10 protein-coding genes are annotated in these 12,192 nt (G+C 65.8%); all 10 read right to left on the reverse strand.

The window, feature by feature from the left end; genetic code table 11:
• Window positions 1–16: 16 nt before the first annotated feature.
• Entirely contained in the window at window positions 17–1,834 is a 1,818-nt protein-coding gene (locus tag CH262_RS24800; protein WP_094718688.1) for a siderophore-interacting protein, read from the reverse strand.
• A gap of 34 nt (window positions 1,835–1,868) precedes the next feature.
• A complete protein-coding gene (locus CH262_RS24805) occupies window positions 1,869–2,909 on the reverse strand; it encodes an ABC transporter substrate-binding protein (RefSeq protein ID WP_094718689.1) in 1,041 nt (346 codons plus the stop codon).
• A gap of 72 nt (window positions 2,910–2,981) precedes the next feature.
• The gene (locus CH262_RS24810) at window positions 2,982–3,812 is read right to left on the reverse strand and encodes an ABC transporter ATP-binding protein (RefSeq protein WP_094718690.1); all 831 of its coding nucleotides are present in this window, start codon (window positions 3,810–3,812) and stop codon (window positions 2,982–2,984) included.
• Complete coding sequence (locus CH262_RS24815; protein WP_371829095.1) at window positions 3,809–4,870, reverse strand: FecCD family ABC transporter permease; 1,062 nt, start codon at window positions 4,868–4,870, stop codon at window positions 3,809–3,811. Before CH262_RS24815 ends, CH262_RS24810 begins: the two co-directional genes overlap by 4 nt.
• Complete coding sequence (locus tag CH262_RS24820) at window positions 4,867–5,925, reverse strand: FecCD family ABC transporter permease (RefSeq protein ID WP_032381796.1); 1,059 nt, start codon at window positions 5,923–5,925, stop codon at window positions 4,867–4,869. Before CH262_RS24820 ends, CH262_RS24815 begins: the two co-directional genes overlap by 4 nt.
• Before the next feature lie 11 nt (window positions 5,926–5,936).
• Window positions 5,937–7,232: a lysine N(6)-hydroxylase/L-ornithine N(5)-oxygenase family protein gene (locus tag CH262_RS24825; protein WP_094718692.1), complete on the reverse strand. Its 1,296-nt coding sequence runs from the start codon at window positions 7,230–7,232 to the stop codon at window positions 5,937–5,939.
• Window positions 7,229–7,645 (reverse strand): aspartate 1-decarboxylase, encoded by a 417-nt coding sequence (panD, locus tag CH262_RS24830; RefSeq protein WP_027495817.1) that lies wholly within the window; start codon window positions 7,643–7,645, stop codon window positions 7,229–7,231. Before panD ends, CH262_RS24825 begins: the two co-directional genes overlap by 4 nt.
• Entirely contained in the window at window positions 7,645–9,003 is a 1,359-nt protein-coding gene (locus tag CH262_RS24835) for a salicylate synthase (RefSeq protein ID WP_027495816.1), read from the reverse strand. Before CH262_RS24835 ends, panD begins: the two co-directional genes overlap by 1 nt.
• Window positions 9,004–9,136: 133 nt before the next feature.
• Complete coding sequence (locus CH262_RS24840) at window positions 9,137–11,008, reverse strand: siderophore-interacting protein (RefSeq protein ID WP_094718693.1); 1,872 nt, start codon at window positions 11,006–11,008, stop codon at window positions 9,137–9,139.
• 70 nt (window positions 11,009–11,078) lie between these two features.
• Window positions 11,079–12,152 (reverse strand): ABC transporter substrate-binding protein, encoded by a 1,074-nt coding sequence (locus CH262_RS24845; protein ID WP_027495815.1) that lies wholly within the window; start codon window positions 12,150–12,152, stop codon window positions 11,079–11,081.
• Window positions 12,153–12,192 lie beyond the last annotated feature (40 nt).

Raw genomic sequence — 12,192 nt, forward strand, 5'->3', positions numbered from 1 at the left:
TCCGAGAACCCTCAGGCTAACCCCGGTAAGCATGTCCGCCGAACTCGGCGATGGTCGAGCCCCAACCCAATGATCCGAAACGGGGCGGCTCGAACCCCGACCCGACGACCAACTCCCGTACTTCAGCGGCACTGCGACGACCCGAGCCGTACAGACACAGCCGCAACAGGTCGTCCTCCGTGTCATGGTCATCGGCGGTGTCGGGATCGAGCAGGTCGGTGATCAGCACCACCCGCCGCCCCGAATTCCCCAGTGCCGTCAGCAGCACTCGGGCATCGGCGTCGGGGTGAGAATCGAGCACGTCGGCCGCGATCACCAGATCGACAGGCTCGACCAACGGAACGAATTCACTGGCGTCGATGCGTTCGACCAGGTCCCGACGCGACGGAGCCACATCGGCTGCCGTGCGATCGCCCTGAGCGGGGAGTCCGACGAGACGTAGCGTCAGGTCGGGGTGCATGCGCGCCAGAGTATCCGCGTACACACCACCGCCCTCGCCGTAGATTGCGACGGTCCGAACTGCCTTCAGGTCGACTGCATCGGGCAGCGCGGGCGCTCGATACACGGCACCGAACGCTGCTTCTTCGTGAAAGTCAGCGGCGAACCCGTCCTCGTTCATCTTGTCGACGAAGCCGTGCTGCCGCGCCGGTGCCCCGCTACGTACGGTGTCGAGAAGGCCGAGGAACGCCATGTCCAGTCGTGAATGAACCCTGTCGAAATTCAACGACTGAGTGACGAAGGCTTCCGGGTCGCTGAGAAGCGCACCCATCTCGGAGAGTCCGAAACGGGTGCCGTCGGTGGTCAACAGTCCCATCAGAACCAGATGCCGCAGCAGCTTGGCGGTGGCACCGGGATGCGTCGAACATCGAGCTGCGATGTCCGACGGCGTGCCTGCCCCGCCGTCGATCGCGGCGAAGATACCGACGGTGACGGCGGTACGAATGGCGAACGGCGGCAACAACTCCGACAATTCGTGCAGCTGGGCATCGGGATCCGACTCCGCCGATGATCCGACAGCTGCGATCTCGCGTCGCTTCCAGTACCCGGCGATCTCGACGAATTGCTTCGCAATTTCCTTGTCCACCTTGGCCCAGCGACGCAGGGGTTTGATCGTCGACGCCTCCCCCGCCACCCACAGGTATGGCTGTCCGGGACGCCACTGCGCATGCTGCACCGTCTCCACCAAGCGTGACTCGCCGCCACTGTCGGTCCGACAGAGCCAGGTGATATCCACCGGCGCAGCGCTTGTCAGCTCCTGCCGGTGTGCGTGCTCGGAAACCTCGATGACCACCGTGGCAGGTAGATCGGCGGGCAACTTCTCCAGACAGTGCGCGATTGCGGGCAACGCAGTCTCGTCGCCGGCGATCAACATCCAGTCGACGCCGACGGGCAGTCCGGCCGAATGCTTGGGTCCGGCAACGAGAATCTTCTCGCCGGGCTGGACCGTCTTGGCCCAGTCGGCTGCCAGTCCACCCTCGTGGGCCGCGAAGTCGAGAGCCATCTCGCGGCGCTCGTCGTCGAAACGACGCACCGTGTAGGTCCGGCCGTACGGGAACGATCCCGGTGGCCAGTCGACCGTTCCGTCACCCGCGTTCTCGGGCACCGGAAACGGCAGCTTCCCGCTGATCGGATCCACCGGAAGGACTTTGACGTCGTCGTCGAATCCGGTGCTACGCACCGGTGGCAGCTCGACGCCGTCACGCACATGCGCATCCATCGACGGACCGCCCACGACGACGCGCCGCATCCCGGGCGTCACGTCTTCCACGGCCAGTACGTCGAGTTCCCGCATACAGATCGGAAAAACTCGAACCTCGCGGACGGTCCCCGCCATCGAGTGCTCTCTTTCGGTTTCGTATCGATCTCGATTACACAGCGAACGTCTGCTGGACGATATCGAGCGTGCCCATCACGCCGTCGTAGTCCGGGCGGTAGCTCGTGGCCGGAAGCTCGTACACCGTGCCGGACGTGAAAGCAGGTAGAGCGGCGTAGGCCGGATCTCCTTGCAGCTCGGCCAGACTGCGCCCGGCAACCGGAACCACGAACATCACCGGCGCACTCGCGATCGGCGCGAGCAGTTCGGGGCTGACCACAAATGAATCGCCAGAACCGTACAGCTCCGGGTTGTTCGCTTTGGTCATGACGTCGTCGGGCTCGAATCCGACCGACTCGAGCAACGTTGGCAATGCCGCGGTCTGCGGAATGAACGAGGGCTCGTTCGTGCTCAACGAGAGCAGGTACGACACCGGCGCGCCGGGAACGGCGATCGAATCCTTCACCTCGGAAACCCTGTCTTCGTACGCCGTCATCAGTGCCTCGACCTTGTTGGATTCACCGGCGGCCTCGGCGACCTCCTCGAGCTCGCCCTGCCAGGTAGTGACGCTCGACGGCACCAGCACGGTCGGTGCGATCTGGGTCAACTGCTCATATGATTGCTGCGCCAGAACAGCTGCGAAGCCTTGCCCTCCACCGATGATGAGATCGGGCGCGGCCTGTGCGATGGCTTCGAGGTCGAGCTGATCTCCGGCCGGCAACTCCAGAGTGCCTTGTGCCTGCGCCTTCTCGGCCCACTGTGGCGGAAAACCACCGTCGAGATTGGTCACTCCGAGCAGCCGAGTGTCGGCGATGGTAACGGGAGCATCGAGAGTGAACAGGTAGCCCGCCAGGCCCGCGGACAGCACGGCAATGCGCTGCGGGTCCGCCGGAACGATCACCTCGCCCTGGTCGGTCGAGATCACCCGGGTGTCGCTCGTAGAGGTTCCCGCTCCCTCGTTCGATGCGGGCTCGGAGCTGCAGGCGGCCGAGCCGAGGGCGACGAGTGCCGCCGAGGCGAGGGCAACGACGCGGAGGGCCCGTCGCTCGGTATGTGTACGGCGACGGCCTGCTTCGGGCTTCTTCCAACTCGGCACTGATGGATCCTTTCGAGATCTCCACGCGAACCCGAAGGTCCGTTTTTCCGAGTGTAAACCAAGGCTTACCTACTATGTGTCGGCGGTATAGCCGATCGTCGTCGTTCTCACCCGAGGAACCACCCGAGGAATCACCAACGGAGTGTGCGATTCGGGGTCGTCGATGATGCGGCACGGCAGTCCGAACACCGCCTCGACCAGCTCGGCGGTGACCACCTGCGCGGGTGGGCCCTCGGTGACCACCGCACCGTCCTTCATCGCGATGATGTGGTCGGCGTACCTGCACGCATGGTTGAGGTCGTGCAACACCGCGACCAGGGTGTTGCCGTTCTCCCGATTCAACGCGGCGAGCAAATCGAGAAGTTCGATCTGGTGCGCGATGTCGAGAAACGTCGTCGGCTCGTCCAAGAGCAACAGCGGTGTCTGTTGCGCGAGAACCATTGCCACCCAGACTCTTTGCCGCTGTCCGCCGGACAGCTCGTCGACCGGACGGGCCGACAACGGTGTCACTCCGGTCGCATTCATGGCCGCCACCACTGCCGCCTCGTCCGCCGTCGACCATTGCCGGATCAACTTCTGATGCGGATAGCGGCCTCGCGCAACGAGATCGGCCACCGAGATGCCGTCCGGCGCGATGGAGGTTTGCGGCAGGAGCCCGAGTCGGCGAGCGACCTCCTTCGCCGGATACGACGAGATGGACTTGCCGTCGAGCAATACCGCCCCACCGGTCGGCTTCAGCAGCCGCGACAACGCGCGCAACAGTGTCGATTTACCGCAGGCGTTCGGCCCGACGATCACGGTGAACTTGCCGTCGGGAATCTCGACGGTCAGCTTCTCGCTGATGATTCGTTTGTCGTATCCGACGGTGATGCCGTCCGCGTACAGGCGTGGCCTCGTCGTCATTGCTTCCGCCCTTCTCGTGCCAACAACCAGACGAAGTACGCGCCGCCCACACAGACCGTCACCACGCCGACCGGAAGTTGAGTGGGTGCGAACACTCGTTGCGCTGCAACGTCACTGACGATCAGGAGCAGAGCGCCCATGCACGCCGCGGGCACCATGGCCACCGACGAGGTACCGGTGAGTCGTCGGGCCAACTGCGGCGCGGCGAGCGCAACGAACGAAATGGGCCCCGCTGCGGCCGTGACCAGTGCCGTGAGGGCGACCCCGAGAATCACCAGCATCAGACGCGTCGGCTCGACGCGGATTCCGAGCGCTCTCGCCGCGTCGTCGCCCATCTCGAGTACCGGTAGCCGTGTCGACAGCGCCGCCGCCACGGGGGTGACGACAGCCAGGGCCACGAGAACGGGAACCACCTGCGGCCACCCCAGCCCGTTGAGTGTGCCCGCGCCCCAGACGGCGGCTGCGATTGCCTCGGAGACATCGGCTTTCACCACGAGCCAGGTGTTGACGGACGCCAGGACGGCACTGACCGCGATACCGACGATGATCAATCGAAAGCCCTGCACGCCGCGCTTGTAGGCGAGCACGTACACCACGGCGGCGGCCACCAGTCCCCCGACGAGCGCGCCCGCTCCGGTCCGGTAGTAACCGCCACCGAGGGTGAGGATGACGACGAGAGCGCCGGTGTACGCGCCGGTCGAGAAGCCGATGATGTCCGGGCTGCCCAACGGATTTCGGGTCAACGACTGAAAGATCGCACCCGACACCCCCAGGGCAGCTCCGAACAGGAATGCCAGGGCAACCCGGGGGAACCGCGACTGCATCACGACGATCTCGGTGATGCGCGGGGCGTCGCCGAACACCGCCGCGAGCACCTGGCCCGGTGGAACGTGGTAATCGCCGGTGCCGATCGCGAGGACGGCGACAACCGCTGTCAGCAACAGCAGGGCCGCGCAGACGAGGACCGTACGAACGTCGATTCGTGCGCCCAGCACGGTGCGAACGATCCACACCCTTCTGCCGAAGTCGATGTTCCCGGCGCGCGGTGCCCGGATCACAGCCCGCTCGCCTTCTTTCGGCGGACCAACAGGATCAGGACGGGGGCCCCGACGAAAGCGGTGACGATACCGACCTGCAACTCCCCCGGCTCGATGACGATCCGGCCGACGACGTCGGCGAACAACAGCAGTGCCGGTGCCGCGAACACGGTGTGGATCAGAATCCAACGCTGGTCCGGCCCGACGAACCAGCGCACCATGTGCGGCACCATCAGCCCCACGAACCCGACCGGTCCCGCCGCCGCAGTCGCTGCTCCGGCCAACAGGGTCACGGCAACGACCCCGACGGTCCGCGTCCGAAGCGCATCGGCTCCCAACGACCGGGCCAGCTCGTCGCCCAGTGCGATCGCATTGAGCGGACGCGCGACGAGCGCCGCAAGACACAGTCCGAGTACGACGAACGGGCCGGTCGCCGCCGCGATGTCGAGGCCTCGACCCGCCAACGAGCCTGCGCCCCAGAACCGCATCCTGGCGAAGGCGTCCGGGTCCAGCAGCAGCATCCCGGAGGTGACGCCGCCGAGCACCGCACCGAGGGCAATACCGGAGAGCGTCAAGCGAATCGGAGTTGCGCCCGCTCGCCCCACCGAACCCAGCGCGTACACCGCGACGGTGGCGAGAACGGCACCGACGAACGCGAACCACACATAGAAGCGAACGTCGGTCACGCCCAACACCCCGACTGCGAAGGCGACGAAGAGTGCCGCTCCGGCATTGACGCCCAGAATGCCCGGGTCGGCCAACGGGTTGCGCGTCATCGCCTGGATCAGCGCGCCCGCGACGCCGAGCGCGGTACCGACGAGCACACCGAGCACGGTCCGTGGAACTCGGAGCTCGCGGACGATCACCGCGTCGGTGGAACCGTTCGAAGACCACAGTGCGTGCCACACGTCACCGACAGCGATGTTCTCGGCTCCCACAGCGATACTCACCAGGCACAGAATCGCGAGGACGGCGACGACGAGAATCAGACCGGCGGTCCTGCCGGCGTCGGTTCGGGCCAGACCACCGACGAGAGCCGGAACATCGCTCTGTTCCGGCTCGTCGCCCGCAGTGATACCCCGCCGTTTCACACCACCGAACGCACCCTTGCACCCACCGCGGACTTGACGATCTCACCGCTGCGCACAGCGATGTTGGACAGCAGAGAGGACGTCAGTCCGTGGGTGTGCTCGGTGCCGCCCTGCAGGTAGATCGAACCCGCTGTCGATCCACGCGTGACGAGCCGGTAGTCCCGCGTCACGCGAGGACCGTGCGCATCGAATTCGACGGCGTCGAACAACGGCCCGAGGATGTCGGGCAGATCGAGGGACGTGAAGCCGGTGGCATAGACGACAGCGTCGCACAGCACGTCCTCGGCCAGTCCTGTCGGCCCGTGTTCCACCGATGCCCGCACGCCCGACGCCTCCTCCGTGACTTCGGCCAGTCGGGAGGCTCCGTGCACGAACAGCCGGCGCTGTCCGCTGACCCGCTCGGCGTACTCGCGCGCGTACAACTCCTCGATCAGGGGCAGGTCGACGGCGGAGTAGTTGGTTCCGCGGTGATAGTGCAGCAGCTGATCGCGCAGAGAATGCGAGGACGAGTAGAAGTCGTCGACGGCGGTCGGATCGAAGATGCGGTTGGCGTAGGGGCTGTCGTCGGCCGGGCTGTACCCGTACTTGCGCAGTACCGCATGCACCGATGCCTCCGGATAGGTCGAATGCAGGTAGTCGACCACTTCGGCTGCGCTCTGCCCGGCACCGACGACGACGAACGTGCGGTGGTTCCGTGACGGCAGCCGGTCGAGGTGGCCGAGTAGGTCGTGGTTGTGGAATTGCCGCGCCGACGCCGTGACCCCGTCCGGCAGGGCCGCGGTCAGGCCGCCGGCGAGCACGATGTTGCGGCCGCGGACGGTCCCGGTGCGTCGCCCCTCGGTGCGGACGCCGTAACCGTCACCGGTGTCGACGACCGCGGACGCCCGCGTGCCGTAGTGCACCGCGGCGTCGACTTTGCCTGCGGCCCAGGACAGGTAGTCGTGAAACTCGAGCCGGCTGGGGAAGAACGTTTGCAGATTGATGAAGTGGTTGAGCCGGCCCCGTTCGGCGAGATACGACAGAAACGTGTACTCGCTGCTCGCATTGCGCTGGGTGGCAAGGTCTTTGAGGAAGGAGATCTGCATCGTGGTTCCCGGCAGCAACATTCCGGGGTGCCAGGCGAACTCGTCCTTCGACTCGAGGAAGCACGAGGTCAGGCGCTCGGCCGGAGCACACTGTCGATTGTGTTCCTCGATCGCGATGGCCAAGCCGAGGTTGGAGGGCCCGAAGCCGACCCCGACGATGTCGTATTCGCCGTCGAGGTCGCCGCTGTAGTCGTCGCTCGGGCTCATCGGATGCTCGCCCCCGACATCTGATCGAGCGCACCGGGGACCGGTTCGGCAGGGTCCACTCCGAGGGCAACGATGCTGTTGTCCGAGTCGACGTGCACCACGGAGGGACTGTGTGTGGGCAGCTCGGCGTTCTCGACCTGACGGAACGACATGATGATCACCAGATCACCCGGAGACACCAGATGGGCCGCGGCACCGTTGATTCCGATCACGCCGGATCCCGGATGGCCTTCGATCACGTAGGTGACCAAGCGAGCGCCGTTGGTGATGTCGACGACATGGACCTGTTCGCCCTCGATCAGATCGGCCGCCTGCATCAGAGTCGAATCGATCGTGATGGACCCGACGTAGTGCAGATCGGCGTGAGTGACAGTGGCACGGTGGATCTTTCCACCCAGCATGGTGCGGTGCATCAGGCGTCGTTCTCCTTCTTGCGGACGAGATATGGGGCAACGCTGGCGAGCTTCTCGCAGGTCTCGTCGAATTCACGTTCGGGCTTGGACTGGCCGACGATGCCGGCTCCGGCACGCAGCCACGCGGAACCCTGCTGCTCGTAGACGGCGCGCAGCACGAGTGCTGCTTCGAATTCTCCCGTCGACGATGCCTTCACGACGGCACCGGAGTACAGGCCGCGCGGTGAGTCGTCGAGCCGACCGATGGCGTCGATGGCCTCCTTCTTCGGGATCCCCGACGCCGTGACGGCCGGAAACAGGGCACCGAAGGCATCCCAGCAGGACAGGTCCTCGCGCAGGCGTGCGCGCACGGTGGACGCGAGATGTTGGACACTTCCCCGTTCGCGCACGCTCATGAAGTCCGAGACGGCCGTCGACCCCGGGCTGGCGATCGATTCGAGTTCCTCGAACGAGGTACGCACGGACACAGCGTGTTCGGTGATCTCTTTCGGATCCTGTTCGAGATCGGACTTCGCTGCCGAGTCGGCATCGGAACCGAGTCCGAACGCTCTCGTTCCCGCGAGCGGCTCGGTGGTGACGATCCCGTGTGCGTCGACGGAGGCGACCAGTTCCGGGCTGAAGCCTGCGGCACGCAGATCGCCGAGATGCAGCAGAAAAGAGCGGGCCGGAGTGTTCGCCGTACGCCCGGCGCGGTAGGTGCCCGGCATGTCGAGATCGAATGGGATACGCACGCTCCGGGACAGAATGACCTTGGCGTAGTCGCCCCGTCGGATTTCCGTTACGGCCTGTTCGACGCGGCCGCGGTAGTCGTCGAGATCTCCGCCGACGTCGAGAGCGTGCACGGTCGGCAGCTCGTCGCCGCCGATCGCGTCGAGTGCGGCCAGTACCGAGGCGCGGTCCTCGTCGCTGCCGGTCACCTCGACGGCATCGTGTTCGCGGCCGAAGCGGACCTCGACGCGGGGCACCACCAGGTGCGCGAGGATGTCGTCGGCGTCGCGCCCGGCGGCAGTGGACCGATCGACGTCGTGCAGGTGCTCCGCGAACCCGAAACCGACGAATCCGTAAGCGTTCCACTGTTCTCGGGTCAGGCCCGTGCACGCCTCGCTCAGGGCCGCTGCCGGGTTACCGGACCAGCTCCGCTCGGTCGGTTCTCCGGCCCCCCAGGTGGTGGTCACGAGGTGGGGCCGAAGCACGATGCGAGCGACCACGCCCCCCGCGAACACCCAGCGTCCCCGGTCCTCGTACACGACGTACTCGTCGAACAATCCGGACTCCGCCAACGCGACGACCGTACGCAGTCCCCGCTGCAGTTCGGTCCCCTCGGCCGTGTCCATCGTCGTTTCTTCGACAACGGTCATTGTGTGTGCACTCCTGACGGTGAATCGGTCCGTGACCGCGCATTGCGCGCAACGTCTGCGGTCGGCATCGGCGCGCGCCTTCGATAGGGAACGCTAACCTAACCTACTCGGCAGCACAACGGCTTCCTCGGTGTCAGCGAACACGGCGTAGATCGAGCACCGAGATACCCCAGCCGACCAGCGTCGACGCCGCGACCTCGAGGCCGGCATCGGCTGCTACGCAGGCAAATTCGGCTTTCGTTCGTACACCGCTGCCGTGCATGCAGAGCATCAGCAAGTCGAATTCCGACTGGTCCTCGTTGAACGACCCGTCGTTGGACAGTCGCTCGACGACCACCAATTTTCCGTTGTCGGCCAATCCTGTTGCCGCGTTGCGCAACAGCAGTGCGAGATCGTCGTCTCGATAGTGTCCGGTGACCTCGAGCAACAGATACGCGTCGAATCCGTTCCCGTGCTCCACATGCGGCTCGGACATCACGCTCTGCGGGTGATTCACCACTCGCCCTTCGAGTTCGGGCCATTTCCCGAGGTCGCGTCGAATCAGGTCGAGTTCGCTGGGCAACCCGAGCACACCCGCCGATACTCCGTCGTACCGGGAGAGAACGGAACCGAGCACCACTCCGGATCCTGCCCCCGCCACCAACAGGGTCGAGACCCCGTCGAACGAATAGTCTTGCACCAGAGCAGGACCCAGGAACGCGGCCTCGTCGGCGATGTGGTTGTGATGCAGTTCGGCGAGCCGCGGGGACGCCTCGAGGTCTTCGGCCAACGTGTTGCCGGTCAGCAGGCTCGCGCTGGCGGTACCGGTCCGCAGGCTGTCCACCAGACCTGTGATCGACAGTTCCACCCGTGCCTCGATCCCGTCCAGGTCCAGCCAGTGCGAGATCCAGTCGTCGCCGAGCATCGCCTCCCCGATATCGCCGAGAATCAGATCACCGGTGGAGTTCTCGGCGAGGACGTCGACGGCACGCAGATAGCGCACGAATTTCGCGAGGGCGCGCGCGTCCGTCTCGGTGGCTTCCGCCAGCGATTCGACGGAGCACGCCCCTCGGGACACGTGCAACGGGATACGTAACGTGTTGGCCGCCCTGAAAGCGAAGGGCGACAGTATTTCCGCACGTTCGGCGAGCCTGTCGAACGGCTCGGACTCACCGCCGCTGAGGTCGGGCACCTCGGGATCGTCGGCGCGGGTCAGAACCTCGGCGCGACGCCAGTACCCGGTGACGTCGACCATCTCCGACGGCAGGCCGCGATCCTCGCGTAGATACCGACGGATTCCTTTGAGAGCGGTCGCTTCCCCTGCTACCCAGGCGAACACCGTTCCGTCCCACCAGGGTGCCGCCCGCACCGCACTGTCGAGCAAGTCGCCGGTGCCGGCGGTGACGCCGTCACGGTGGACCCACGTGATCTCGGCGTCGGCGGCCGTCGGCAACGGCAACTCTCGCTCGACGTCGGCGACCTCGACGAACACCCGAATTCGCCGGCCCGGCAATGCCTCTTCGAGATACCGAGCGATGGCAGGTAACGCGGTCTCGTCGCCGACGAGCAACACCCAGTCGACATCGGCCGGAGCATGGCCCGACCGCACCGGTCCGAGCAGGGTGATGGAATCGCCGACGCGGCAACGCCGACCCCACGTCGACGCGATGCCGGTGTCGTGGGTGACGAAGTCGAGAGTCACCTGCGCGGTCTCGGGATCGACGCTGCGCACGGTGTAGTTGCGGGTCACCGGACGCGGATCACGCGGCCATTCGACGGTGCGCTCGTGCTGGGTCGGAAGCACCACCGTGCCGTCGGTCTCCGCCGGGAAGAACAACCGAACGAAGTCGTCGAATCCTTCGCTCCGCAACGCCGGGAACCGGTAGTCGCCGCGCGAGAACTCGCGCAGCTGCGGCCCACCCAACACGATTCGGCGCATACCCGAACCCAGTTGACGTGTTTCGATCACCGTTGCCGTGCGCAGGACTTCGGGAAAGACGACCTGAAGTCGATGGGACCTTGCCACGGTGGAACACGCTCCTGTCGTCGAAAGTGAATACGCCTGTGCTCGCGTCGAGTGGGCCGCCCGAGTGTTGTCAGCCCTGAACGTTCTCGGCGGCAGTGTTCAGCGCCGAGGCCACGTCGTCGAGGATGTACGGGATCGTCAGCACCGTCAGGCCACCGAACGCGAAGTTCTTGTCGGCACTGAGGGCCTCGGTGGAGGCGGTACGCCCTTGCGAAAGTACGGGCTGCGAGGCCACGGCGGGTTCGGCCAGGAACCCGGCGAGAGATTCCTTGTCGTACGCCACGACGAACAGCACGTCGGACTTCAGCAACGACGCCTGTTCGAGGCTGAGCTCGAAGTACACGGCGTCGGGGTCCTTGGCCGGGTCGGCCTGTTGGATGGTGGGCTCGTTGACGAGACCGAGCTGCTCGAGGAACTCGACTCGTACGTCGTTGTCCTTGCTGACGGCGAAAGTGCCGGGTGCGTTGGGCAGCGCGACGGTGACCGTCTTGCCCTGCAGCGCAGAGTACTTCGTCGCCGCATCGGCAATCGAGCCCTCGACTCCGGAAACCAGGTCGGCGGCCTCCTTCTCCTTGCCCAGCGCCTTGCCCGCGATGGTCAGCTGGTCCTCCCACGACGTGGTCCACTGTTTGTCCGGGTACGCGACGACGGGCGCGATGTCGGAGAGCTTGTCGAACTCCTCCTGGCTCAACCCCGAGTACGGCGCGAAGATCAGATCCGGTGCGGCGGCAGCGAACTGCTCGACCGGAACCGCTCCGGTGCCGTCACCGGAGAGCAGTGTCGGCGCGTCGCCGCCCAGGTCGGCGAGAGCCTTGGCGTCCCACGGCAGAACGCCGCGTTCGTCCGCACCGTACTGGGCACCGTCGAATGTAGGCATCGCAACGGGTACGACTCCGAGGGCGAGAATCGCGTCCTGGTTCGACCAACCCCAGGTCGCGATCCGCTTCGGTGCCTCGGGGATCGTCGCGGATCCGAGTGCCGAGTCGATCGTGACCGGAAATGCGGACTCCTGCGCAGACGTCGTGGAGTCGGCGGCAGGCGTCTCCTCGGTGTCGCTGCTGCATCCGGCGGCGAGGGCGATGGTCAGCCCTCCGGCGAGCGCGATCGACGCGGCGCTCCTCATCCACTTCGTACGAACCTTCATCGTTCCTCGGAACCTCTCGACTCGACCACGCACTGACTGC

The sequence above is a fragment of the Rhodococcus sp. 05-2255-1e genome (assembly GCF_002259025.1).
Taxonomy (GTDB): Bacteria; Actinomycetota; Actinomycetes; order Mycobacteriales; family Mycobacteriaceae; genus Rhodococcoides; species Rhodococcoides fascians.